Here is a 24452-nt window from a genome sequence, read left to right as displayed (position 1 = left end):
TGAACGTGAAGGAATCCGGTTTCGTGTAAAAGAACCGCACCTCCGCGCAACGATCCATCACTTGAAAAACAGAGCCTGATAGAGTACAATATTTTTAGTAAAAATGAAAGGGGAACAACTATGGCCACACTGCGGGAGCTGGCGGAGCGCACTGGCTACTCTCCGGCGACGATCTCGCGCATCCTGACGGGGGACCCCGCGCTGGCGGTGAGCGAGGAGGCGCGGAAACGGGTGCTGGAAGAGGCGGGGCGGCTGAATTACGCCGCCACCAAGAGCCGCCGCGGACGCTCGCCCAAACATCTGCTCCGGGTGGCGGTGGCGGAGATGCTCACGCCGGCCCAACAGCTCCGGGACCCGTTTTACCTCTACCTCCGCGGCTATGTGGAGCAGGCCTGCCTGGATCAAAAATATGCGTTTCTTCCCCTGACTCCGAGAGGGGAGGGCTTTGTATCGCCGGAGGGGATGGCGGTGGACGGTGTGGTGGCCATCGGCCGTTTTACACCGGCCCAGGCGGAGTCCCTGCGGAGCGTCAGCGAAAACGTGGTGTTTCTCAACTCTTCGCCGGATGACGCCCGGTTCGACTCCGTAGTCCTCAACTATGAGCTGGGCATCCGGCTGGCCCTGGACCATCTTCTGGGCCTGGGGCACACCCGGATCGGATTTATCGGGCCGGCCTGGAGGCTGGGAGATCGAAAGGAACCAGCGCCGGAGGTCCGCAGGACGTGGTTCCTCTCCCTGATGGAGGCGCACGGCCTTCTGGACCCGGAGCTCCTGGTGGAGACGCCCATGGATGCGCGTTCCGCCGCCGACGCGCTGCGGAGCTGGCTCGCCGACGGCGGGCAGCTTCCCACAGCCTTTCTCACCGCCAGCGAGGAGACGGCCATGGGGGCGATCCGGGCGTTGGAGGAGGCGGGGCTGTCCATTCCGGAAGACGTCTCTCTGGTCTCTTTTAACGACACCCCCCTCTCCGAGCTGGTGACCCCCGCCCTCACCTCGGTCTCTACCCACGTAGAGGAGATGAGCCGCACTGCCGTCCGTCTGCTGGCGGAACGGGCCCGGGTGCCGGGGCGGCCGCCGGTCCGTACCCTTCCGGTCAAGGTGGTGGTGCCGCCCTCTCTGGTGTGCCGGGAGAGCGTGGGCGTCCCGGCGAAATAGACAGGAATGCGGCGCCGGTTCCGGCGATTTTGACAAAGATAAATTTTTACTAAAAATTTGCTTGCCAGAGAAACCGCCGACGGATATACTGGTGTCGGAGAACATCGGCAGCAGTGGGAAAGGAAGGTCATCTATGGCAATTTTGGTATTGGGCGGGGCCGGATATATCGGCTCTCACACCGTGTATGAGCTCATCGACGCGGGCCGGGACGTAGTGGTGGCGGACAACCTCCAGACCGGCTTCCGGCAGGCGGTCCATCCCAAGGCCCGCTTCTATCAGGCGGACATCCGGGACAGGGCGGCCATGGACCGGATTTTTGAGGAGGAGCAGATCGAGGGCGTGGTCCACTTCGCCGCATCCTCCCAGGTTGGGGAGAGCATGACGGATCCCCTGAAGTATTATGACAATAACCTCTGCGGCACCACGGTGCTGCTATCGTCCATGGTGGCCCACGGAGTGGACAAGATCGTGTTTTCCTCCACTGCGGCCACCTACGGCGAGCCGAAACGGGTGCCCATTCTGGAGACGGACCCGACTTCGCCCACCAACTGCTACGGAGAGACCAAGCTGGCCATGGAGCGCATGATGGGTTGGGTATCCCGCGCCCATGGGCTCAAATATGTGGCTCTGCGGTATTTCAACGCCTGCGGCGCCCATCCCTCTGGGGCCATTGGCGAGGGCCACAACCCGGAGACACATCTGGTGCCCATCATCCTCCAGGTGCCCAACGGGCAGCGGGAATATGTGTCCATTTTCGGCGAGGATTATCCCACAAAGGACGGCACCTGTGTGCGGGATTACATCCACGTCACCGACCTGGCCCAGGCGCATGTCCTGGCGCTGGATCATCTGCTCCGGGGGGGAGAGAGCGATGTGTTCAATCTGGGCAATGGTGTCGGCTTTACGGTGAAGGAGGTCATCGACGCCGCGCGTGCCGTGACCGGGCATCCGATCCCGGCACAGGTCTCTCCCCGGCGGGCCGGGGACCCGGCACAACTGGTGGCGTCCTCCGAGAGGGCAAAGGCGGTATTGGGCTGGGCTCCCCGATATGACGAGCTGGAGATCATCCTCTCTACGGCCTGGAGCTGGCACAGGAGCCATCCCAACGGATATGAGGAGGAGAAGGCATGATCGACGAGGCGGTAGATAAGCTGGCATGCTATGCCCAGCGGACCGGCCTGGTGGACCCCTGCGAGCGCATATGGGCGGTAAACGCCATCCTGGAGGCACTGAAGCTGGACAGCTACACCCAGCCCACGGGGTCCCCGGAGGGGGAGATCGACCTTCCGGCTGTGCTGGAAGAGCTGATGGATGACGCCCACGCCCGCGGGGTGCTCCCGGAGGACTCGGTGGTGTACCGGGATCTTTTCGACACCATGCTGATGGGACGGCTCACCCCCCGGCCCGCGCAGGTCATTGAGCGGTTCCGGGCGCTCTACGCAGAAAGCCCGGAGCGTGCCACCGACTGGTATTACCGGTTCAGCCAGGATACCAACTATATCCGCAGGGATCGGATCGCAAAGGATGTGAAGTGGGTCGCCCCGACAGAGTACGGCGAGCTGGATATCACCATCAATCTCTCCAAGCCGGAGAAGGACCCCAAGGCCATCGCCGCTGCCCGGAATTTACCGGCCTCGGCCTATCCGCGGTGCCAGCTCTGCGCCGAGAATGAGGGCTATGCGGGACGGGTCAACCACCCCGCCCGCGGCAACCACCGCATGATTCCCATTACCATCAACGGCAGTCCCTGGTTCTTGCAGTACTCCCCCTATGTCTACTACAATGAGCACTGCATCTGCCTCAACAGGGAGCATGTGCCGATGCGGATCGACCGGGCCTGTTTTGCCAAGCTGCTGGACTTTGTGAGGCAGTTCCCCCATTATTTTGTGGGCTCCAACGCCGATCTGCCCATCGTGGGGGGATCGATTCTGGCCCACGACCACTTCCAGGGCGGACACTATACCTTCGCCATGGAGAAAGCGCCGGTGGAGACCCAGGTATGCATCCGCGGCTATGAGGATGTGGAGACGGGAATCGTCAAGTGGCCGATGTCCGTGCTGCGCCTCTCCCACGAGGACCCTGCGCGGCTGGTGGACGTGGCCGACCGGATTTTGAAGTCCTGGAGGGTGTACAGCGACGAAGCCGTGTTCCTCTTTGCGGAGACGGAAGCCGAGCCCCATAATACCATCACGCCCATCGCCCGGCGGCGGGGAAGCCGGTATGAACTGGACCTGGTGCTGAGGAACAATATCACTACTCCGGAGCACCCCCTGGGCGTGTACCACCCTCACGCGGAGCTCCACCACATCAAAAAGGAGAACATCGGCCTGATCGAGGTCATGGGTCTGGCGGTGCTGCCCGCCCGGCTGAAGGAGGAGCTCTCTGTGCTGGCGGAGGCTCTGGCGGAAGGGGCGGACCTCCGGGCCGATGCGCGCACCGCCAAGCACGCGGACTGGGCCGAGGCGTTCCGCGGCAAGTATGATATCACGGCTGAGAATGCCCTGGACATTGTGAAGAAGGAGACCGGCCTGGTGTTCGCTCAGGTGCTGGAACACGCGGGGGTGTACAAGCGCACGGCGGAGGGCCGGGCGGCATTCCTGCGGTTTGTGGAGCAGATATAAAAACGGAAAAGGGGACAGGGCCCCGGACGGTACCGGCCGTCCGGGGCCCTGCTGCGCTCCCATGCATGGGTCCTGCCGGACTCGCTTTGAATGAATCCGGACAAAGGGCGCTTTTCTATCTTGCATCTTTGGAAGGATTGTTATATATTGATTATAATTATCCGTTTTTTTATGTGGGAATAGACGAGATGGGAAGGGAGAAAGAGCAAGTGGAGTATAAAAGGTTGTTTTCCCCAATTGAAATCAACGGGATGGCGGTAAAAAATCGGATCGTAGAGGCCCCCATCCAGTTGGCCTACTGCAAGGATGGCCATGTGAATGAGCGGATCAAGCAGTTCTACATCGAGCGGGCAAAGGGCGGAGTGGGACTGATCATTGCCGGCGGCTGCCGGATAGACGATTATGGCTACAGCCTGGATATGATGAGCCTGCGCGCCGACGACGATATCCCAGGCTGGCGAGCGTTTACCGATGCAGTCCACGGCGCTGCGCCTGATGTAAAGCTTGCGGTGCAGCTCTACCACGCCGGACGATACGCCAAGCAGAAGAATACCGGGAAAGAGGCCTGGGCCCCCTCTGCCGTATTTTCGAATTATACCAGGGAGACGCCCCGGGCCATGACCGTCGCCGAGATCCACGAGGTGGAGGAGAAGTGGGCGGAGGCGGCGGTGCGGGCCAAAAAGGCGGGCTTCGACGCAGTGGAGATACTGGGCTCGGCGGGGTACCTGATCTGCCAGTTCCTCTCGCCCACCACCAATCTTCGGGAGGACGAATACGGAGGGAGCTGGGAGAACAGGTGCCGGTTCCCTCTTGCGGTCATCAGAAGGGTAAGGGAGGCTGTAGGGCCGGACTTCCCCGTTACCATCCGTATCACCGGAAACGCTTTTATCCCGGGCGCCACCGACTGCTCCGACGCGGTACGGTTTGCCAAGGCAGCAGAGGAGGCGGGGGTAGACGCCATCAATGTGACCGGCGGCTGGCACGAATCCATTGTCCCGCAAATCACCGGGGACCTGCCGCGGTCCGGTTTCTCGTATCTGGCCGCAGCGGTGAAGGCGGCCGTATATATCCCGGTCATGGCATCCAACCGAAACAACGATCCGGATGTCTGTGAAGAGGTCCTGGCGCTGGGCCGGGCGGATATGATCTGCCTGGGGCGTCCACTGCTGGCCGATCCGGAGTGGCCCAGCAAGGCGGCGGAGGGGCGGCAGGACGAGATCAGACGCTGCCTGGGATGCAATCAGGGGTGCCTGGCCCGATCATTTTTTGGCAGGCCGGTGGAGTGCCTCATCAATGCGCGGGCCGGACGGGAGTATCTTTATCAGACTCCGAAGGCCCCGGGGACCAGAAAAAAGATCCTCGTGGTGGGAGCCGGTCCGGCGGGCTGCGAGTTTGCCCTGGAGGCGGACAAACGGGGGCACGAGGTAACGATCTGGGAGCAGAGCGGGCGGATCGGGGGGCAGCTCCACCTGGCCTGCGCACCGATATCCAAGGGCGAGTTCAGGACCCTCATCGACTACTATGAGGCCATGCTGAAAAAGCGGGCGATCCGTGTGGAGCTCAGCCATACCGCTGTGGCGGAGGAGATCAGGTCAGGCGGCTTTGATGAGGTGGTGATCGCGGCGGGCGCCGTGCCCCGCGCGCTCCCGATCAAGAGCACGGGAAAGATCCCTGTGGTACTCTCAGGACAGGTCCTGAGCCGGGAGGTCATGCCCGGCAAAAATGTGGTCGTCATCGGTGGCGGCGCCGTGGGATGCGAGGTGGCGCAGTATCTGGCGGACAGGGGCAGCCTGTCTGCGGAGCTGCTGAAGTTCCTGATGAAGGAGCGGGCGGAAAGCATCGAGACCATTACGGCCCTGCTGAACACATCCAGCCGAAGCGTCTCGATTGTAGAGATGGCGCAGAAGATCGGAAACGGCTTTGACCCCGGATGCGCAGGGCCTGTCTTGCGGGACCTGAAGCGTTTGGGCGTTAAAAAGTATACCTCTTCCAAGGTGCGGGAGCTCACCGACACGGAGGCGGTCCTTGAGACGGAGGGTGAGAGCGGGCCGGCAGAGCTGCGCATCCCCTGCGATACCGTGGTCGTCTGTGTAGGCAGCATCTGCAATCGCGGACTCTATGAGGCGCTTGCGGGCTCCATGGAGCACGTACATATCATAGGCGACGCGGAGAAGATCGGAAAGGTGATGGACGCCATCCGACAGGCGGTGGACCTGGCGGAGGCCATGTGAGGTCAGAAAGAGACAATAGAGCCGCCCCGTCCGGCACAGGCTGGACGGGGCGGCTCTATCTAGACCACAGCGGCGGTCACTTGTGGAGCATCTCGGAGAGACCCTCGATATCCTCGATAGTCTGCATGCTGCCGCAGTAGAAGGAGACATGGGTGATGGTATAGAAATTCTGGTTCTTGATGGCGGTGACTTCCTGTAGGGCGGGATTGTCCAGCAGGCCCTGAATGGTGTCGGCGGCGGGCTTGGTCTCGCGGTCGATGACCAGGATGGCGTCCGGGTTCTTGTCGATTAGGACCTCCATGCTGGCATAGCCGTACTCCTCGTCCAAGCACTTGCCGCCGGCCAGTTCGATGATATTGGCGGTGAGGTCGGTAGCGGCCCGGGCAAACCACTCATTGTCCTTGAGCATCTGTACGGTGAGCACGGTGGGCCGCTCATCCTCAGGAATATCGGCCGTGCGCGCCTCCACCGCGGCCAGCCGGGAGCGGATATCGGCCACCAGTGCGTCTGTTTTTTCCTCGATGTCAAAGATCTTGCCGAAGTTCTCAATATCCTGGATCAGAAATTCAAAGTTCCGCTTACCCAGACCGGAGACCGTGTTTTTCATCAGATAGGTGTTGATGCCGCGGTCATTCCAGTCGGAGGTGGCGCCCAGCGCGTCGTCGGCGAAGAGGGAGCCCCAGCCCACGATGAGGTCGGGCTCCAGAGAGAGCACGACCTCCTTGGAGGGATAGTCGTCCATCGCCAGGAAATTGAGGGACTCATATTCCGCGGCAGTCTCGGGCCAAGGGGTACTGGTGCGGTGGGCGGTGGCCACAATGAGATCGGAAAGCCCGAGGCTGACCAGCATTTCCGTGTTGGCCTGCGAAATGCTCACCACCCGCTCGGGACATTTGGTAAAGGTCTGTTCCGCCTCTTCGCCGTTCTGGTTGTAGGTGGTGACCGTGACGGGATAATGACTCTCCTCTGCGGCGGAGGACTCGGTCGGGGCGGGGGTGGTCTCCGCCGGAGCGGAAGAGGCGGATTGCCCTCCGGAGCAGGCCGGAAGGGCGAAGAGCATGGACAGGGACAGACACAGTCCCAAGAGCCTGGAGGTGGTTTTCATAGAATCGTTCCTTTCTCTGCTTTTCTGTCATTCTCCGCTCATGCGGACAGGAATACAATGTTTTTGCGCCCCAACTGCGGCATATCGGTGATCAGGGCCTCCACATGGAACACCTGGCGGATGAGCGCGGCGGTGAGGACCTGGACCGGAGGCCCGCTGGCCACGATGTGGCCCTGGCTCATGACATAGATTTTGTCGCAGTACGCGAGGGCCAGGTTCAGATCGTGCATGGCAGCGAAGATCTCGATGTCCAGGGCGCGCACGGTCTGCAGAAGCTGGAGCTGGTACTGGATATCCAAGTGGTTGGTGGGCTCATCCAGGATCATGGCCCTGGGCTGCTGGGTGAGCGCGCGGGCCATCAGCACCCGCTGGCGCTCACCTCCGGAGAGCGTGTTGAATTTCCGGTCGGCATACTCTGCCATGCCGGTTTTCTCCAGGGCTTCGTGGGCCAGGCGGTAATCCTCGGCTCCGTCCTGTTCCATGAGCTTTTTATGGGGCGTGCGCCCCATCAGTACGACCTCCTCCACGCGGAAGTCAAAGTTGAGTGTGCTCATCTGGGTCATGACACCCAGCATCCTGGCCGATTCCCGCAGGGAGACCTGATCCATGGGCCTGCCGTCCAGCCACACGCTGCCGCCCGAGGGCTTCAGCGCGCGGTAAATGGTCTTGAGGAAGGTGGATTTCCCGCTGCCGTTGGGACCCACGATCCCCACGAACTGCCGGTTGGACACCTCCATGTCGATGTTTTCAATGATGGTCCTGCCGCCTAGCCGGACGGCCACCTGTTCCGCACGTATATCCATCTATTCATCTCCAAATCCGTAGGATTTCGTCAGCATCAGCCACACAAAGAAAGGCCCGCCGATCATGGAGGTGACGATGCCGATGGGCAGCTCGGTATTGCCCAGGATCATCCGGGCCACCACGTCGCACCACACCAGGAAAATGGAGCCCACAATGGCGGAGATCACCGTCACCCTGCGGTGGTCGGAGCCAACCACCATGCGGACCACATGGGGGATGATGAGCCCCACGAAGCCGATGGTACCGGACACGGCCACTACCACGCCGGTGAGGGCGGAGGAGACCACCAGATAGACCCGCCGGATGGCGGTCACGTTAATGCCCAGGGTGAGAGCGGACTCGTCGCCGATGAGCAGGGTGTTGAGGACCCGGAACTGCGTGAGGAAGAAGGCAACGCCCACCAGTACCACCACGCCGGGAATACCCAGCAGGTTCCAGGAGGCGGAGGTGAGCCCTCCCATGGTCCAGAAGGTGACGGAACGGATCCCCTCGGCATCCTTGGCCGTGTAGATGATAAAGTTGGTAAAGGCGGAGCAGATGGCGTTGATGGCCATGCCGGCCAGGAGAAGCTTGATGGTGTTGCCCCTGGATTTCCCGGAAAAGGCGATGGTAAAGACGAACAGGGAGGTGAGCAGCGCCCCAAGGAAGGCGCCCACCGATACGCCATAGTTGCCGAACACAGTAAAGGCGCCCAGGAGAATGGCCATGGTGGCACCCAGGGAGGCGCCGGAGGAAATGCCCAGCACGTAGGGATTGGCCAGGGGATTGCGGACCACCGCCTGCATTGCCACGCCGGAGACGGACAGACCCGCGCCCACGATCACCGCCATCAGGACACGGGGGAAGCGGATGTTCCAGATGATGTCCGCCCGGGAGGAGGAGAGGACCTCCTCCGCGCCGGGTACGCTGTAGGAGAACAGAGAGGCGAACTTGCAGGAAAGAATACGGGTCACCTCTCCGGACTCAATATGTACGGGGCCGAAGGTGATGGAGACCACCACAGAGAGGACGAGCAGGACCAGCAGCGCCGCGGTGACCGGCCCCAGCGGGAAGCGGCGGCGGAGCGTGGGGAAGGCGTCATCACGCCGGCTCACAGGGCAGTCCTCCTCACTGGAACAGGTCGGGATAGAATCCCTGGGCCAGATGCTCGATGGTGTCGATGGTCTCGTAATTCCCGCCGTAGAAGTCCACATAGTCCAGGCTGACAAAGCGGTCGTTGGCCACCGCGGGGACAGAAGCCAGGGAGGGATTGGCCTTCAAGGAGTCGATCTTCTCCTGAGCAGGGGAATCGGTGCGGTTGATAACCACAATGACGTCGGGATTGAGCTTGATGAGGTTTTCGATGCTCTGCTTGTCGAAAGCCTCGTCCAGGCAGATGCCGCCGGCCTTTTCGATAAGGTCGTGGGTGAAGTCGGTGGAGGTGCGGCCGAAGAACTCATTCTCATAGACCATCTGCACCGTGAGCACCGTCACCTTCTCCTCCTCGGGGAGGGTGTCCACCCGCTCGGCAATTTTGGCGGCGCGGGCCTTCATATCGTCGATCATGGCCTGCGCCCGATCCTCGATGCCGAAAATCTTGCCGAAGTTTTCAATGTCGTTATAGAGCCGCTCCACGGTGCGAGGCTGGGGATTGTCGCCGCCGGAAGCGCTGTTGTCCACGATATAGGTGTGAATGCCGCGGCCGTTCCAGTCGGAGACGGGGCCCAGGGTGCTCTCACCGAACGTACTGCCCCAGCCGATGATGAGGTCGGGGTCCTGGTCCAGCACGACCTCCTTGGAAGGACTGTCGTTGTCACTGATGAAGTTGAGGGCCTCAAAGGAGGCGGTATACTTCTCATTGACGTCCCCCACGCTCCGGCAGGCGCCTGCGATCTTGTCGCCGAGACCCAGGGCCAGCAGGAGCTGAATGGCCTGGGGCTGGTTGCAGACCACGCGGCTGGGACAGGCGTCAAAGGTCTGGTCGTAAAGGGCCCCCTCTTGATTGTAAGAGGTGATGGTGACAGGATACTGCTCAAAGAGTTCGGGGTAAAAGGAGTGGGCGAACCGGGTCACGGTATCGGCCACACGGACGGATTCGTTGACGTCTTGGAGCACGGTGGTCATGAAGCGGCGATTTTTCACGGCGTCCACGTTGGCCAGGGCCGGATTGGAGGTGATGGCCGCGATCTTCTCCTCCACAGGGGTGGAGCCATACTGGTTAAAGAGGATGACGTCGGGATTCTTATCAATGAGGGTCTCGGCGGAGACATAGAACCACTGCTCGGCACTGTCGTTCTCACAGACATTGACGCCGCCGGCCAGCTTGATGACCTCGGTCTCCATAGACTTGGCACAGGTGTACATCTCATTTTCCTTCACCGAGTCCATGACAAAGACGGTGATCTTGTCCTCCACACCGGCGGTCTTTTCCGCCACCGCGGCCACCTTGTCCTGCATCTCGCCGATGAGGGCCTCGGCGCGGCCCTCCACCCGGAAGATCTTGCCCAGGTTTTCAATATCCAGATAGATGTTCTCGATCTTTTCCTCAGAGGCCAGGGTACCCTCGGAGACATAGGCGGGCAGGCCGTGATCGGCCAGCGTCTCCACGGTGCCGGCCTTGTCTTCTGTGAAGCCGAAGCGCTGTCCCAGAACCAAGTCGGGTTCAGCGCCCAGCAGGACCTCCGTAGAGGGGTACTTTTCGCTCAGCAGGGGAATGGCGTTGAAGGCGTCTTTGATCTGGACCAAGGGCTCTGCGTTGGTGTAGCAGGTGTAGATTACCTTGTCGCCCAGGCCCAGCATCAGCATCATCTCGGTCATCTGCATGTTGAGGCAGACCACCCGCTGGGGGACCTCTCCAAAAGTGAGGGTGCGGCCGCCGTTTTCGATTGTGACGGGGCCCTCCACAGCGTCGGACTGCGCAGGGGACTGCGTGGGGGCGGGACTCTGGGCGGTCTGTCCGCCGCAGGCGGTCAGGCTGAATACCAGGGCCAGGGAAAGGATCAGGGATACCAGTTTTTTCATGTTTCATACTCCTTTGAATCTCTATGAAAGACCGGTTGGAGCCGGTGGTTCAAGCGGAAAAGAGGTCGGGATAGAAGGCTGCGGCCAGCGTTTCGATGGCCTCTACCGTGCGGGGTCCGCCGCAGTAAAAGGCGGCATGATCCAGCACGACAAACCGGTCGTTTTGTACGGCTTTGATGTTCTGAAGGGTGGGATTTGCCTTGATGGCGTCGATTTTCTCCTGGGCGGGGGAGGAGGAGAGGTCCAGGATCACCAGCACGTCCGGGTCCAGATCGATGAGGACCTCCATGCTCTGTTCGCCGTTGTCGTTGACCTGGATGCCGCCGGCCAGCTCGGTAAGATCCCGGTTGAAATCGGTGCCGCCGCGGCCCAGAAATTCATTTTCATAGACGTATTGAACGGTGACAACCCGGACCCGCTGCTCGTCGGGGAGTGCGGAGATTTTCTCGCCGATGGCGGCGATCCGTGCCTTCATATCGTCGATCATGGCCTGCGCCGCATCTTCGACGTCAAAGATCTGCCCCAGCGTTTCAATGTCGTCGTAGAGAAATTCCACCGTACGGTTTCCAAGGCCGGACACGGTATTATTCATCAGATAAGTACCCACGCCGCGGTCGTTCCACTCGGAGACAGGGCCGAGGGCGTCCTCCGCGAAGAGGGAGCCCCAGCCCACGATCATGTCGGGTTCCTGGTCCAGCACCACCTCCTTGGCGGGGTATCCCTTTTCTGCGATGAAGGGGATGGAGTTATATTCCTCCGCGAGGGGCTCATAGACCGGACTGAAGCGGTGGGCGGTGGCGATGATCTTATCCCGCAGGCCGAGGGCCAGCAGGAGCTCGGTATTGGCCTGGGAGATGCTCACCACCCGCTCGGGGCACTGGTCAAAGGTCTGGGTATAGGTTTCTCCGTTTTCATTGTAGGAGGTGATGGTGACGGGATAATGGGCTTCCGCCGCCGGGGACTCCGGCACGGCCGTCGGGGTGGGAGCGGGGCTCTGGGCGGTCTGCCCGCCGCAGGCGGCCAAGCTGAGTGCCAGAGCCAGGGCAAGGAACAGGGATATCGTTTTTTTCATATACATACTCCTTCTCTTTACCAGGTCGATTGCTGCCTCTGCACCTCAAAGGGTGCGGGATCTATTCAAAACTGGATGTGATCCAGACGGCGCCTCCTTGGCTTCCAGACCGGGTACGCCGCAGGCGTCAGCGCGGCACTGCCGGCAGTGTGTGAACTGGGGGAGGTGGGCGCCCGCCAGGCGGCGCGCATGGTGCAGCTGGGCGGGGGTGGGCGGAGCCCGCCCGGCCAGAAGTCCGCAGGGGATGAGGGGTGTGATGTTCATCAGTGCGGCTCCGGCCGCTCCGGCCAGGGCCGCAATGGAGGGGATCTCATCCTGATTGACGCCGGGGACCAAAACGGTATTCACCTTTACGGTGAAACCGGCCTGGACCGCGCGTTCCAGACCCTCGCGCTGCCTGGACAGGAGAAGGGGAACGCCTTCTTCGGGAGGCAGGACGGTGCCCCGCCAGCGCACGGAGGAATAAAGCGCCGCCGCAGGTCCGGGGTGGACGGCGTTGATCGTAATGGTGAGCGTGCGCACGCCGCAGTCCGTCAGCGCCTCCACACGGTCCGGCAGCAGCAGCCCGTTGGTGCTCACACAAAGGGTGAGTGCAGGAAAGCGGCGGCGGAGCAGACGAAAGGTCTCATAGGTCTCAGGGTTGTCCAGCGGCTCTCCGGGGCCGGCCACTCCGGCCACCCGGATGCGGGGCTCCCGGGCCAGGGCCAGGGCGGTCCGCTGGACGGCATCCTTCGGGGTCAGGAGAGAGGAGGTCACGCCGGGGCGGGATTCGTTGGGGCAGTCATAGCGGCGGTCGCAGTAGGCGCACTGGAGATTGCACCGCGGGGCCACCGGCAGGTGGATGCGCCCGAACCGGCGATGGGCCCCACCGCTGAAACAGGGGTGCTCCGCCGCCGGACCCGTCAGCCCCGGCACAGGGACTCCACCTCCTCGTCGGAGAGCGGGGTAGGGATGCAGCGGGCGCCGCGGGCATACATATGGCTGGCCAAGGCGCGGAAGCTCTGGCTTACCGGGCTGTCCGGGTACGCCTCCAGAACGGTCCGACGTTCCAGCTCTGCTCTGCCGATGAGGGGGCTCATGGGAATCTCGCCCGCCAGCTCCGTTCCCACCAGGCGTGCAAAACGCAGGGCCACCGACGGGTCATCCCGTCCGCTCCGACCGTTGTAGACCACTCCGGAGAGGCGGACGCCGCCGCTTTCCGCATATTTTTTAACGCCCCGGCAGATGTTGTTGGCGGCATAGACGGCCATAAAGTCTGAAGTGGTCACCAGGTACACGTCATCGGCGATCGCTTCCCGCAGAGGCATGCTGAAGCCGCCGCAGACCACGTCTCCAAGGACGTCGTAGAGGACGACATCTCTGTCCTCCAGCAGGCCCCTGTCCTGGATCTCACGAAGGGCGGCCACGATGCCCCGGCCCGCGCAGCCTGTGCCGGGTTCCGGCCCGCCCGACTCCACGCAGAGGATATCCCGGTATCCGGTAAAGGACACCGGAGCGGCAGAGCTGGTCCGAAGCTGGTCGAGTACGGATGGGATCCGGCGGCCCATGAGGCACCGGGTGGAGTCCGCCTTGGGGTCGCAGCCCACCACGGCGACCCGCAGACCCTCCTCTGCCAGCGCGGCCGCCACGTTGGCCACGGTGGTGGACTTGCCGATGCCACCCTTGCCGTAGACACAGATCTTTTTCACTGGTACAGCGCCCCCTTTTGATTCCGCGTCCCCATGATCTCGTTGAGCAGGTCCTCCGTCAGACAGAGCGTCCCCTCTGCGCCGACGTAGGGACGGCAGGTCACGCAGAGCCGGTCAAAAACCGGGTAGTCATAGCGGAGCAGAGGGATCTCCAACTCTTCCGCCAGCTCCGCCTCAAAAGACGAACCAAACAGTACGGCGGTCTCAGAGGCGCGGACCCTGTCGAAAAAGTCCTCCAGATCGGTCAGTGCCTCGCGCTCCGCCTGGCAGGCCACCTCCATCCCCAGTTCGCGGATAAGAAAGCGGGCCATGCCCCGGCTCCGGGCGCCGGAGCCAATCAGGGAGACCGGCATGCCATAGAGGGCCTGAAGATAGGAGTAGACCGGGCGAAGTCCCTCGGCGGTCCGTCGGCGGAAGGAGGCGCGCTCCTCGGAAAAATCCAGCCCGAATCGGCGTTCCAGACAATGCCAGAGCCCTTCGGCACCGGTAAGGCCGTAGGGATAGTCCAACACCTCGAAGGGAATGCCGAACCGCCGCTCCATCTCACGGGCCAAGCCCACGCCCCGGCCCAGGACCACATTGAGCCCTGCCGACGGGGCGCGCCGCAGCTCCTCCAGCGAGCAGCGGGAGAGTACGGTGTTCAGGCGGACCTTGCCATGGAGCAGGCCCCGGAGGGCCTCCAGGTCCGGGCCGGCCCGATGGTCGTCTGCACCCAGCCCCAGCAGGTTTATGGCGGGAGTTTCCGCGGTGGGGAGGGGGGACATGAGCTCAGCCAAGGAGGTCAGTGCGGCCTCATAGCCGTCCTCCAACCCGCCGCGGTAGCCGGCGGCCTCCACGGTCACCACTCTGGCCCGCCTCTGAAAGGCCTTTGCCGCCGAATGGACATCGTCCTGAATGATATCACTGACGCAGCCGGTCACCAGGAAGATCACCTCAGGGGAGCAGAGCTCCTCCGCGTGACGCAGGGCGCGGGACAGCGACTCCTCCCCGCCGAAGATCACATCGCTGTCGCTGATGACCGTGCAGGTCTGGCGGATGTCCGCCATATCACAGGCCGCATGGAAAGCCATAGAGCCAAAATTACACCCCACCACCGAGTGGAGCAGGACCACGCCGCCCTGGATACCGGTAAGGGCCTGGTGCGCGCCAAAGAGTTTGCAGCCGTCCGCCGTTTTCATTGCACATTTTCCTTTCGATAGAGCCACATGCGCTCCCACATCTCTTTGGCCCACAGACTTTCAGAGCCGTCATACAGGGGGTAATGGCGGGTCTGAAAGGGCATCCGGTTCAGAATGAGTTCGTCCCGTGCGGTGCGGGCGGACAGTCGGTCACAGAGGCGGAATACGTTCCGGACATAGGACTCAAAAGAGAGGGAGACGGTCTCGCTCATAGCGGGGATCAGGGGCGCGCCCAGCCCTTCCAGGGTAACGTCCCCCGTGCCCACCACCGCGTCCACAACGGCAAAGACCTCACGCAGTTCCGCCTCGCCGGGATTCAGCAGGATGGGGCTGCCGCCGGCATAAAGCCCCGCGGCGTCCTGAATCCGGTCCATCAGCTGTGCCTCCAGCTCTGGAGTCAGGGCCATCTCGCGGCGCATCTCGGGGGTCAGGATCAGACAGATGTGGCTGATCGGCAGCCCCAGGCTGGCATACAGCTTGAGGCGGAGCGGAGCGGTCTGTAGCCCGCGGCACACCAGAGCGCAGCGGTAGTCCGCCAGTGTGCGGCGGGCCGTTTCGGTCTGGGCCAGCGCCTTCTCCGTTTCTGTAGCGATAAGGGGCTCCATCTCGTCCAGAAGGCCCAGCTTTTCCCCGATATCACGGTAAAAGAGGGCGATACCCTCCAGGCCCGTATAGCGTCCGGCGCCGCCGAGATGGAGATAGTCGGTGCCGAACCTTTCCTTCATCCTCCGGGCCCAGCGGACTCGTTTGACCAGGTTGAGCCGGGCGGCCGGCGCCGTTATCAGAAGTTCCAGCGGTGCGCTGGGGATCCAGCAGTGGACGGTGATGCCGCACTGGCCCAGAAAAGAACCGATTTCCTTCAGGACCAGGGTGCCCTCGCTCCCCCAGCCCACCGTCTCAATATTCACGCTGCGGGGAAGGGGGGGCTGGGGCTCCATCACTTGCTCCACCAGGGCCCAGAGCACCTCCGTAAAGCCGCACCCCTTAAGCTCCAGTTCCAGACGGTTGTCTCCGGTGATTTTCTGACGGGCCAACTCCCGCACCCGCGTGCGGGAATAGTTTTTGTCCCGGTGAGAGAAGAGCTCCGACTGGACGGCAGCCACCCGAATCCCCTGGGTGCGGGACGCCTCCGCCACAGCGCGGATGTCCTCGTTCAAGATATCGCTCACAGGGGTGGGGACGATCAGAATGAGGGCGGGACGGTAGCGATCCCAAGCTTCCGAGACGGTGCGGCGCAGCGCGTCCGCTCCACCGCATATGATCTCGCGCTCCGTGAGGTCGGAGCACAGCAGAGGGTAAAAGGGCTGGTGCCGGCGCCTGGCGGAGTGCCGGTAGTGAAAGCCGCAGCCCCTTGGGCCGTGGAGTATGACGACCACACCGCCGCCTATCTCTCCGGCCGCCCCCACACTGCCGGAGACCTTCCCGTTGACCCCGAAGGTATGAAGCAGGGCGGAGGGATACATCAGGGTGCGAAGATCGTCAAAGAAGGGCTGGTGCATGCAGAATCACCTCTGAAAAAATAAAAAGGGTCGCATAGCCGTTACGGCTATGCGACCCGAATTCGTCGCAAAAAACCAGTATGAGAGCAAAACGGCTCCATACTGAAACTCTGTCCAGGCTCGTTTCCACGCAAGCAGACAAGAGATATACAAGCATGTCTTCTGGCTTACGCAGCGAAACCTCCGCCTTCCCAAGAATGTGAACATTCTCAGTGGCAACAATGGAGGGGCCTGATGCGCATACAGCGGCGGGACCGCGCGGGATTCTCACCCGCTTCCATTTTCACCGGTAAAAACCGGAACTTGTACATATGACAATATACTACTTTCTGATCGAAAGCACAAGAGTTTTTTCATAGAATCTCACGGACAGGCGAAACGGCCTGTTTACAATGGGAGAATACTCCGGTATAATAAATTCCTAAAGATGTGAGATTTCGGTCGGACGGAGGAGCGCGATGAAAAAGCTCAGTGGAAAACGCCAGGCGCTGGTTGGATTCACCCTTTTTTCCATGTTTTTTGGCGCGGGGAACCTGATTTTCCCACCCGGAGTCGGCGCGCAGGCGGGAACGCTCACCTGGCCCGCCATGCTGGGAATGGCGTTCAGCGCAGTGGGACTGCCGGTGCTGGGCGTGGTGGCGGTGGCACGGTCCGGGGGACTTGCCGCGCTGGGGAACCGGGTACATCCACTCTTTTCACGGGTGTTCACCATTTTGGCCTATCTGTCCATTGGCCCGTGTCTGGCCATTCCCAGAACGGCCAGCACCTCCTTTGAGATGGCGGTCCCTCCCTTTGCGGGGCCGGACGCCCCCCTCGGGCTGCTTCAACTGCTCTATTCGCTGGTGTTTTTCGCCGCTTCCCTGTGGGTGGCGCTCCGTCCGGAGAAGCTGACGGATCGCCTGGGCAAGGTCATGTGCCCCATTCTGATCCTGCTGATCGTGGTCACCTTCGTAGGCTGTCTTGTAAATCCGCTGGAGGGCTACGGACCGCCCCAGGATGCGGCCTATGCCGCAAATCCCGTGGCGAAAGGCTTCCTAGACGGCTACCAGACCATGGACACCATTGCTGCCTTGGTCTTCGGCATCATCATTTCCCTGAATATCCGTGCCATGGGAGTGGAGCGGGAGGAGGACGTGGTGAAGAGTACGGTCCGGGCCGGCTGGATCGCCGGCGCCATGCTTCTGGCCGTCTATTCCATGCTGGCCCACGTGGGAGCGCTGTCCGGAGGGGCTTTCCCGGGGGCCGCCAACGGCGCGGTGGTGCTGACCAATATTGTTCCCGCCCTGTTTGGAAAAACCGGCAGCCTACTGCTGGCGGCGATTTTTGTCATTGCTTGCTTCAATGTCTGTGTGGGGCTCATCAGCTCTTGCGGCGAGTATTTTTCCCTGCTCTGGCCCAGACTCTCTTATCGGGGATGGGCCGCGATGTTTGCGGTGGTAAGCATGGCGATCGCAAATGCCGGGCTGGACCTTATCCTTCGGATATCCGTTCCAGTTCTGGGGGCGATCTACCCGGTGGCCATTGTGCTCATTGCGCTCTCCTTCTTTCAGAAGCGGCTGGCGGAGCATCGCTGCGCCTATTCGGTCCCTGTGGCGGTTACCGGTGTGTGCAGCGTCCTCTTTGCGCTAAAGGATCTGGGAGTCCCAATCCCGCTCCTGGACGCGGTGCCTCTGGCCTCCATTGGCTTGGGCTGGGTGATCCCGGCTCTCCTGGGTATTCTGGTGGGCGTCCTGCTGCCGGAAAGAGGAAAACAATAAAAAAAGGAATGGCGGAAGGGTAAGGCTTCATAAAGAAGTTAAGGGCAAGGCAGACCATTGCGGTCTGCCTTGCCCTGTTTATAGTGTGTAACCCACTATGACACTTTCGGGGAAAGTGCTCGTGGGAAAGAGCAGTAAACTGGAAGTTGTCAGCGGATTACCTGGTAACGCAATCTGAGATACGAGTTTTCCAAGACCATACATTCTTGCAATTTCAGCACACCCAATTGGGATAATTCACTTTCTGATAGCAAAGATTTCCCGTCAATCAGTGTGGATGTATCCTTGCCGCCAATTAAAATGGGGGCAATAACAATATCAATATAATCAAACAGCTTTTCCCGAAGAAACAGCCCGTTTAATGTACCGCCGCTTTGTATGGTGATTCTCTCACAGCCATATTCTGACTTGAGTTTTGCAAGTGCATCAGGCAAAGACAACTTGCTCTGACAGATGATATGAAGGTTGTCCTCATTCACCTGAAATGCCGGATGGTCTGCGTTGGATGTGACCAGCACAAATTTTTTTGAGCGGGCGCAAAAATAGCGAATACCTTGTTTGCTCAAATGATTGTTGTCGATGATTACAAAGGAAACAGGCGACTTATTCGGCATTTCCTTCGAGTTGACGCCCATCTTTTTCTGTACTCTGCCAGAATTGAGCGACCACAAATCGGTTGTCTGCTCTATCTCATAATACTGGTGCAGTCCTTCTTGAACGCCCACAATTTTAGGGAAATCTCTGTCTACATCTAAATCATCTGTTGCCCCTGTACTGATTTTTCCATCAACAGACATAAGCATAAACAGCGTTGTGATCGGTCTATCCATTTTATCTCTCCTAACTCCGAGTTGTCGGTGAGATCGTTATAAAGAAACACCCGCCGAAAAGCAGCTTCTTCTCGGCGGGTGTTAGCTTCCTTATGGCAGGTCCTCCCAACCAGACGGTTCCGCCCCTTCCTTTCTATTATGCGGGGGCGTCCGCTACAACCATGAAATTGGCCAGGCCGAAAGCGGAGCCGGTAAAGATGACGTCGGCCTGCACACTGCCCGCTTCCACGGAGGGAACGATGTTTTCATAGAAGAGGGAGACACCGAAATCGGCGCGGATGGCGTCGCCGGAGACAGAGAAACTGACGATGCCGTCCCCGCACTGGCCGGTCTGGAAAGCGCCAGGCGTCAGGCCGTCCTGCTGCAGAGCGGGGTCCGGCTGGAACCGGTGGCTCTCCCCGGCGGCGATGGTAACCCCGCCGACCGACGGGTCATGGGTATAGGTCACGATCTGAGACAGAATGGCCTGATAATCCGGCGGGGCAAACCAACAATCTGTCCAGAGCGTCTCGGACTCAAATTCAATGATGTGGAGATCCCAGATGCTCACGCCGGTACCAGAGTCTGTGTAGACCAGCAGAGCCAGCTCCAGCTCCAGGTCTCCGTCGAAATCGCCGTAGGCCATGGCGGGCAGAACGGCGCGGGGGGTAAGATAACCCAGATCCAGGTTCTTCCATTGAGCGCCCACCCGGAGAATGAGTCCGTAGCCGCCGCTGAGGCCGTAGAGCCAAGTGTCGTGGTCGGGAATCTGGGCAATGAGGTAGAGCGGTTCGGTGCCCTCCAGAACTGCGGTGCCGCTGGTTATCAGTTGAGTTGGAAAGTCATCCAGGGTCAGCGCGTCCGGGTCGAAGGTCTCCTCCGGCAGGGGCGGCTGGCTCACATCGGGAGAGGGCTCCGGAAGAACGGCGGTGTCAGTGGCGGGCGCGGCCGTGGGGGAGACAAGGGGTGTGGACTCCACGGGGAGCGCGGTGGTCGGGGCGGAGGGTGCGGCGGTGGGGGTATCCACAGGGGTAACAGTTCCGGCGTCAGGGGCGGGGGTAGAGGATCCATGTTCAGGGTCATTGGTACAGCCGGCCAGAACCAGCAGGCAGGCGGCACACAACAGAAAAAGCTTTCTCAAAAGGAAGGCCCTCCCTTCCGTTCACAGGCGTACAGAATGGTTCATTTGTAGATTATACCCGCTCTATGCGCGGAAAACAACTACAAAGTTATAACAATCAGGAAACGAAACTCATCTCTCCGACATGGGCACAAGCTTCTCGCGGTAGACCTTGCGGTAGAAAAGCAGCGCCAGCAGGCACGAGAGAAGCTCCGCAATGGGGAAGCACAGCCACATAAAGCGTGGTGAGAAATGGCCCAGCAGTAGCGCTGCGGGCAGGATCAGGACCAACTGACGGGACAGTGAGACCGCCAGACTCAGCATGGACGCTCCCATGGCCTGAAAGGCGGCGCATAGGATCACGGAGACCCCGGCAAAGACAAAGCCGGAGGAGATCATCCGTAGCGCGGACACGCCGGTGGCGAGGACGTTGCTCTCAGCGTGGAAGAGCTGGAGAAAGCGGTGGGGAAAGAGAGCCAGCAAAAGCGTACCCACCGCCATGATGACCACGCCGATCTCCAGGGCAAAGCGGATCAGCGCCACGATGCGGCCCCGGCTCCGGGCGCCGTAGTTATATCCCACCACAGGGGTGAGCCCGTTGTTGAGCCCAAATACCGGCATAAAGATGAAGGATTGGATCTTGAAGTAAACGCCCAGAATAAAGACGGCGCTCTCAGAGAAGAGGGCCATGATTTTATTGAGCCCCAAGGTCATAAAGGTGGCCAGAGACTGCATCACGATGGCAGGCAGCCCGATGCGGTAGATCTCCCGAATGACGTCTCCGCTGGGGCGAAAGCGCCGGGGAGAGAGGGAGAGGTCCTTCCGTCCGGACACGAGAAAAAAGCCCACAGTCATCCCCAGAAGCTGTCCCGACACTGTGGCCAGCGCCGCGCCCGCAACGCCGAGAGGGGGAACGGGGCCGCATCCAAAGATGAGAAGGGGGTCAAGGATCAGGTTGAGCACCGCGCCGATGCCCTGGATGATCATGGGTCCCAAAGGATCGCCGCTGGCCAGCAGAATGCGCTCGGTGGCGAATTGCATGGTGATCCCCACAGAACAGCAGGTGACGATGGAGAGATAGATGCCGCCGTAGTCCGTGATCAACGGGTCGCAGGTGAAAAAGCCCATGAAGGGCCGGGCCAAAAAGAGGCCGAAAAGAAGAAAGACCAGCCAGGAGAGAAGATAAACGAAAACACCGTTCATAGCCACGGCGCTGGCCCCGGCTCTGTCTTGCTCTCCCAGGCGGCGGGACAGAAGCGCGTTGACGCCCACGCCGGTGCCCACGCAGACGGCGATCATGAACATCTGCACAGGGTAGGCCAGTGCCAGCGCCTGAAAGGCCTCGCCGCTCATCCAGGAGACAAACATGGAGTCCACCATGTTGTAAAGGGCCTGGATGAACATGGAGAGCATCATCGGCCAAGCCATATGGAGGAGGAGGCGGCGCGCTGGCATGGTCCCCATCTTGTTTTCGTCCAAACCTAGACCATCCTTTCGGGAAGGCGGAGGTCACACCACGGTGGTGGGCTCCACCCGGAGGTTGCGGAGGGTGAAATCCGCCCCGTCATATTCGATGTCCGCCAAAACATTGGCAAACCACGCGCCGGTGGACTCCGCTCTGGCGCCCAGAATAACGGTAAACACACCGTTTTGTTCCCGGAAAAAGCTGGTAGCAAAGGACATCCTGCCCGGGGACTGACGGTACTGCTCCGGGAAGCGATAGACCGCGCTGGTGTCCCCGTAAGAGAGGGTAAGGGTACCGCTGCCGGAATCGTAGTCGCTGGTCACCGCTGCCAGAGCCCTGTCGGCACAGGCATCCCTAGTGACGGGGAGATCGGTACAGGTCTCGTCCGACCAGTCGTAAATATGCAGGTCGTAAACGATCTGATCGCCCTCCGCCTCCATCAGGTAGCGCACCGCCAGCTCGTCCAAGCCGTCGCCGTCGTAATCCCATTGGTAGAGCTCGGGAAGGGATAATGAGTCCTTTGGCGAGACCTGCTGGCCAAAGTGGGAGAGGCGCCCATTCCGCAGCAGGAGGATGCCGCTGTCACCGCCCAGAACGTAGAGGGAGGTGACGGCGGTGCGGCCCAGCAGCAGGACCTCCTCTTCCCCCAACGCATCCAACTGGTCCGGAGAGGCCAGGCCGGTTGGGAGGTCCTCCTCCGTTAGACTCTCCCACCAGGCCGATTCCGGCTCCGGCGAGACGGCTGCGGAGGGGGTGGGAGATGCGGGGGAGGGCGTCCAGATGGGAGCGGGCTCCTCTCTAATGCAGCCTGCCAAAAGAAACAGGGCAGTCAGCAACCAAGCGCATTTTTTCATTGTGTCACAGCTCCCTTGCATACCTGAGATCAATACAGACGGTGTCCGGCGGAAAGGGGATCTCCACCTGGGTGCCGTCCCAGGCAAAGCCGTGGGCAGAGTAAAACCGCCGGGCGTTCTCATTCTCCCGGAGGACCAGAACATAGCACCGGGAGAAGCCGGATATCCGCAGGCGGCGGAGCGCCTCCTCCATGAGCAGCCCGCCGTATCCCTTCCCCTTTTCCGCCGGATGGGCGTAGAAGGAAATGATTTCGCCCCAGCCGGAATAGGCGCCGTCCTCCGCCCTGGCCGGGCCATAGTTGCAGCAGGCCACAGGGTTGTTCCCGTTGTAAAGGAGAAGACCGTGACAGCGCCCAGATTCGTAATTGTCGCGGAAGGAAGGCACCCAGCGATCGTCCGTGATTTCCCGGGCCATATACGCCGCCGGCACCGCATCCTGATATGTGGTCCGCCAGCCCAGCGCGTGGATACGGGACATGGTGAAAAAATGCTCGCTGGTACAGGCGTCGACGAAATGCAGGGACTCCATCCGGCTCAGCCCACTGCCCCTGCGGTCTCCCGGGCGGGGGAGGCTCCCTCCGCCCCTCCGGATACCTGGGCCTCATGCTGGCGGGCCAGGGTGCGGGCGTTGGCCAGCATCAGCTTGATGCGGTTTTCCTGATTGATCTTGGTGGCGCCCGGGTCGTAGTCGATGGCCACGATATTGCTCCAGGGGTAGTCATCCTTGAGCTTGCGGATCATGCCCTTGCCCACGATGTGGTTGGGCAGGCATCCGAAGGGCTGGGTGCAGACAATGTTGGGTACACCGGTATGGATGAGTTCCAGCATTTCAGCCGTAAGGAGCCAGCCCTCGCCCATCTTGTTGCCGTCGCCCAGATAGCCCTTGATATAGTGGTGCAGTTCGTCGAAATCCCCAGGTGCCCGGAAACGTCCGGAGCGGTTGAGTGCGTCGATCATAGCGCGCTGATACTTTTTGATGTAGCCAGCGAATATTTGACAGAACTTCTGTTTGATCCACTTGCCGCCGTAGAGGTCCACATCTACGTCCCGGTTGTAGATCTTGAAAATGACGAAGTCGGTGAGGCCGGGCACCACGGGCTCAGCGCCTTCGGAGAGGAGAAACTGCTCCAGACTGTTGTTGCCCAGCGGAGAGTATTTGACATAAATCTCTCCCACCACGCCTACCCGGACCTTTTCCTCCCCGGTGACGGGGATTGCCTGAAAGCGGTCGATGATGCGGTCGAAATTGGCGACCATGGACTTGTAGCTCATGCCCTTGCCGCGGCCCATATCGTCCAGAAGGAAGTCCATGCACGCCTGGATGGCCCGTTCGGTATCGCCGGGGGTGATCTCATAGGGGCGGACCTGATTGGATACGTTCATGATGAGGTCGCCGTAGAAGACGGCGTAGAGGGCCTTGCGGATAAAGGGAAGGGTGAGGGTGAAGCCCGGGTTTTTTTCCAGGCCGGACATATTCACCGAGATCACGGGAACATAGGCAAGGTCGGCCTTTTCCAGGGCTTTCCTGAGCATGTGGATGTAATTGGAGGCCCGGCAGCCGCCGCCGGTCTGGGTGATGACCAGGGCCACCTTGTGGGGGTCATACTTGCCGCTCTTCACCGCGTCGATCAACTGGCCGATGACCAGAATCGCGGGATAGCAGGCGTCGTTGTGGACGTATTTCTGTCCATAATCAACGATACTCTTTCCCGAGGTGTTGAGCATTTCTACCTTGTAGCCCATGGTCTGGATGACCCGCACCAGCATGGCAAAATGCATGGGGAGCATCTGGGGCACCAGGAGGGTGTACTCCTCCTTCATTTCCTTGGTAAAGAGGAGGCGTCCGGTTTTGTCGTAGACCAATTCTGCCATAACAGTTTATCCTTTCGTCTGCGCGTATAGATATCCGAAGGCCGGGCGAAAACCGGCCCGAATTGCTACATTCCGGGAGATAATATAGCTCTCCGCCGTGCCGTAGAAGGGGACGATGCCCCGCCGGAGAAGCGCATCCTTCAGCAGGAAAGGCAGTCCGGCGGCATAGCCCCGGCCGCGGAAAGGCTGGAGCACGTTGACGCTGATCTGCCACAGCCGCT

Annotated in this window: 21 protein-coding genes and 1 riboswitch; of the genes, 5 read left to right on the top strand and 16 right to left on the bottom strand. The window is 60.9% G+C overall.

All coding sequences use genetic code 11. The features are described 5' to 3' along the window. Positions 1-120: 120 nt before the first annotated feature. From SRB521_RS09715 to SRB521_RS09700, 4 genes are all read left to right on the top strand, one after another. Complete coding sequence (locus SRB521_RS09715) at positions 121-1155, top strand: LacI family DNA-binding transcriptional regulator (protein ID WP_075703672.1); 1035 nt, start codon at positions 121-123, stop codon at positions 1153-1155. 133 nt (positions 1156-1288) lie between these two features. Beyond that, positions 1289-2287: a UDP-glucose 4-epimerase GalE gene (galE, locus tag SRB521_RS09710; protein ID WP_075703674.1), complete on the top strand. Its 999-nt coding sequence runs from the start codon at positions 1289-1291 to the stop codon at positions 2285-2287. Then, complete coding sequence (gene galT / locus SRB521_RS09705) at positions 2284-3777, top strand: UDP-glucose--hexose-1-phosphate uridylyltransferase (protein ID WP_075703675.1); 1494 nt, start codon at positions 2284-2286, stop codon at positions 3775-3777. Before galE ends, galT begins: the two co-directional genes overlap by 4 nt. A gap of 188 nt (positions 3778-3965) precedes the next feature. Then, on the top strand, positions 3966-6008 hold the full coding sequence (locus tag SRB521_RS09700) for an oxidoreductase (RefSeq protein ID WP_075705408.1): 2043 nt from the start codon (positions 3966-3968) through the stop codon (positions 6006-6008). Positions 6009-6084: 76 nt separating this feature from the next. On the opposite strand, the gene SRB521_RS09695 is transcribed toward SRB521_RS09700, so the two are convergent. Genes SRB521_RS09695 through SRB521_RS09655 form a run of 9 tightly spaced genes read right to left on the bottom strand, consistent with a single transcriptional unit; the run spans position 6085 to position 16354 of the window. Further along, positions 6085-7113 (bottom strand): ABC transporter substrate-binding protein, encoded by a 1029-nt coding sequence (locus SRB521_RS09695; protein ID WP_075703677.1) that lies wholly within the window; start codon positions 7111-7113, stop codon positions 6085-6087. Positions 7114-7151: 38 nt separating this feature from the next. After that, positions 7152-7916 carry an ABC transporter ATP-binding protein gene (locus SRB521_RS09690; protein WP_033117064.1) on the bottom strand — a complete coding sequence of 255 codons (765 nt, stop codon included), beginning with the start codon at positions 7914-7916 and terminating at the stop codon, positions 7152-7154. Beyond that, positions 7917-9011, bottom strand: a complete 1095-nt coding sequence (locus SRB521_RS09685; protein ID WP_242943910.1) for a FecCD family ABC transporter permease — start codon at positions 9009-9011, stop codon at positions 7917-7919. Positions 9012-9024: 13 nt separating this feature from the next. Continuing rightward, the gene (locus SRB521_RS09680) at positions 9025-10917 is read right to left on the bottom strand and encodes an ABC transporter substrate-binding protein (RefSeq protein ID WP_116721765.1); all 1893 of its coding nucleotides are present in this window, start codon (positions 10915-10917) and stop codon (positions 9025-9027) included. A gap of 49 nt (positions 10918-10966) precedes the next feature. Continuing rightward, positions 10967-11989: an ABC transporter substrate-binding protein gene (locus SRB521_RS09675; RefSeq protein WP_033117065.1), complete on the bottom strand. Its 1023-nt coding sequence runs from the start codon at positions 11987-11989 to the stop codon at positions 10967-10969. 45 nt (positions 11990-12034) lie between these two features. Further along, the gene (locus SRB521_RS09670) at positions 12035-12904 is read right to left on the bottom strand and encodes a radical SAM protein (RefSeq protein ID WP_075703682.1); all 870 of its coding nucleotides are present in this window, start codon (positions 12902-12904) and stop codon (positions 12035-12037) included. Further along, positions 12892-13677, bottom strand: coding sequence for a nucleotide-binding protein (locus SRB521_RS09665; protein WP_116721764.1), 786 nt, complete (start codon positions 13675-13677; stop codon positions 12892-12894). The genes SRB521_RS09670 and SRB521_RS09665 overlap by 13 nt, the downstream gene beginning before the upstream one ends. Next, a complete protein-coding gene (locus SRB521_RS09660; RefSeq protein WP_116721763.1) occupies positions 13674-14855 on the bottom strand; it encodes a nitrogenase component 1 in 1182 nt (393 codons plus the stop codon). The genes SRB521_RS09665 and SRB521_RS09660 overlap by 4 nt, the downstream gene beginning before the upstream one ends. Then, entirely contained in the window at positions 14852-16354 is a 1503-nt protein-coding gene (locus tag SRB521_RS09655; protein ID WP_116721762.1) for a nitrogenase component 1, read from the bottom strand. Before SRB521_RS09655 ends, SRB521_RS09660 begins: the two co-directional genes overlap by 4 nt. A 135-nt stretch (positions 16355-16489) precedes the next feature. After that, a riboswitch (cobalamin riboswitch) is annotated at positions 16490-16676 on the bottom strand. Positions 16677-16812: 136 nt separating this feature from the next. Between SRB521_RS09655 and brnQ the strand changes: the two genes are divergently transcribed. Then, positions 16813-18111 carry a branched-chain amino acid transport system II carrier protein gene (gene brnQ / locus SRB521_RS09650; RefSeq protein WP_116721761.1) on the top strand — a complete coding sequence of 433 codons (1299 nt, stop codon included), beginning with the start codon at positions 16813-16815 and terminating at the stop codon, positions 18109-18111. A gap of 149 nt (positions 18112-18260) precedes the next feature. Here brnQ and SRB521_RS09645 read toward each other — a convergent pair whose 3' ends face one another. The 7 genes from SRB521_RS09645 to SRB521_RS09615 form a co-directional block, all read right to left on the bottom strand. Beyond that, on the bottom strand, positions 18261-18941 hold the full coding sequence (locus SRB521_RS09645; RefSeq protein WP_116721760.1) for a dihydrofolate reductase family protein: 681 nt from the start codon (positions 18939-18941) through the stop codon (positions 18261-18263). Positions 18942-19077: 136 nt separating this feature from the next. Further along, positions 19078-20061 carry a hypothetical protein gene (locus tag SRB521_RS09640; RefSeq protein ID WP_116721759.1) on the bottom strand — a complete coding sequence of 328 codons (984 nt, stop codon included), beginning with the start codon at positions 20059-20061 and terminating at the stop codon, positions 19078-19080. Between the two features lie 111 nt (positions 20062-20172). Further along, positions 20173-21519, bottom strand: coding sequence for an MATE family efflux transporter (locus tag SRB521_RS09635; protein ID WP_083630869.1), 1347 nt, complete (start codon positions 21517-21519; stop codon positions 20173-20175). 30 nt (positions 21520-21549) lie between these two features. After that, positions 21550-22359: a hypothetical protein gene (locus tag SRB521_RS09630; protein ID WP_116721758.1), complete on the bottom strand. Its 810-nt coding sequence runs from the start codon at positions 22357-22359 to the stop codon at positions 21550-21552. Positions 22360-22363: 4 nt separating this feature from the next. Further along, positions 22364-22888: a GNAT family N-acetyltransferase gene (locus SRB521_RS09625; RefSeq protein ID WP_116721757.1), complete on the bottom strand. Its 525-nt coding sequence runs from the start codon at positions 22886-22888 to the stop codon at positions 22364-22366. Positions 22889-22893: 5 nt separating this feature from the next. Beyond that, complete coding sequence (locus SRB521_RS09620; protein ID WP_116721756.1) at positions 22894-24231, bottom strand: 2-hydroxyacyl-CoA dehydratase; 1338 nt, start codon at positions 24229-24231, stop codon at positions 22894-22896. Positions 24232-24237: 6 nt separating this feature from the next. Next, complete coding sequence (locus SRB521_RS09615) at positions 24238-24426, bottom strand: GNAT family N-acetyltransferase (RefSeq protein ID WP_116721755.1); 189 nt, start codon at positions 24424-24426, stop codon at positions 24238-24240. Positions 24427-24452: the final 26 nt, after the last annotated feature.

Origin of the sequence: Intestinimonas butyriciproducens (genome assembly GCF_004154955.1) — a bacterium.
Lineage (GTDB): Bacteria > Bacillota > Clostridia > Oscillospirales > Oscillospiraceae > Intestinimonas > Intestinimonas butyriciproducens.
The sequence above is the reverse complement of the archived record's forward strand: the minus strand, read 5'-3'. Positions and strand labels throughout refer to the sequence as shown.

What these genes read in the sequence shown, in the direction of transcription:
- brnQ (WP_116721761.1), top strand. Translation starts at nt 16,813, where the DNA reads ATGAAAAAGCTCAGTGGAAAACGCCAGGCGCTGGTTGGATTCACCCTT.
- SRB521_RS09655 (WP_116721762.1), bottom strand. Translation starts at nt 16,354, where the DNA reads ATGCACCAGCCCTTCTTTGACGATCTTCGCACCCTGATGTATCCCTCC.
- SRB521_RS09625 (WP_116721757.1), bottom strand. Translation starts at nt 22,888, where the DNA reads ATGGAGTCCCTGCATTTCGTCGACGCCTGTACCAGCGAGCATTTTTTC.
- SRB521_RS09715 (WP_075703672.1), top strand. Translation starts at nt 121, where the DNA reads ATGGCCACACTGCGGGAGCTGGCGGAGCGCACTGGCTACTCTCCGGCG.
- SRB521_RS09630 (WP_116721758.1), bottom strand. Translation starts at nt 22,359, where the DNA reads ATGAAAAAATGCGCTTGGTTGCTGACTGCCCTGTTTCTTTTGGCAGGC.
- SRB521_RS09695 (WP_075703677.1), bottom strand. Translation starts at nt 7,113, where the DNA reads ATGAAAACCACCTCCAGGCTCTTGGGACTGTGTCTGTCCCTGTCCATG.
- SRB521_RS09660 (WP_116721763.1), bottom strand. Translation starts at nt 14,855, where the DNA reads ATGAAAACGGCGGACGGCTGCAAACTCTTTGGCGCGCACCAGGCCCTT.
- galT (WP_075703675.1), top strand. Translation starts at nt 2,284, where the DNA reads ATGATCGACGAGGCGGTAGATAAGCTGGCATGCTATGCCCAGCGGACC.
- SRB521_RS09690 (WP_033117064.1), bottom strand. Translation starts at nt 7,916, where the DNA reads ATGGATATACGTGCGGAACAGGTGGCCGTCCGGCTAGGCGGCAGGACC.
- galE (WP_075703674.1), top strand. Translation starts at nt 1,289, where the DNA reads ATGGCAATTTTGGTATTGGGCGGGGCCGGATATATCGGCTCTCACACC.
- SRB521_RS09675 (WP_033117065.1), bottom strand. Translation starts at nt 11,989, where the DNA reads ATGAAAAAAACGATATCCCTGTTCCTTGCCCTGGCTCTGGCACTCAGC.
- SRB521_RS09620 (WP_116721756.1), bottom strand. Translation starts at nt 24,231, where the DNA reads ATGGCAGAATTGGTCTACGACAAAACCGGACGCCTCCTCTTTACCAAG.
- SRB521_RS09680 (WP_116721765.1), bottom strand. Translation starts at nt 10,917, where the DNA reads ATGAAAAAACTGGTATCCCTGATCCTTTCCCTGGCCCTGGTATTCAGC.
- SRB521_RS09700 (WP_075705408.1), top strand. Translation starts at nt 3,966, where the DNA reads ATGGGAAGGGAGAAAGAGCAAGTGGAGTATAAAAGGTTGTTTTCCCCA.
- SRB521_RS09645 (WP_116721760.1), bottom strand. Translation starts at nt 18,941, where the DNA reads ATGGATAGACCGATCACAACGCTGTTTATGCTTATGTCTGTTGATGGA.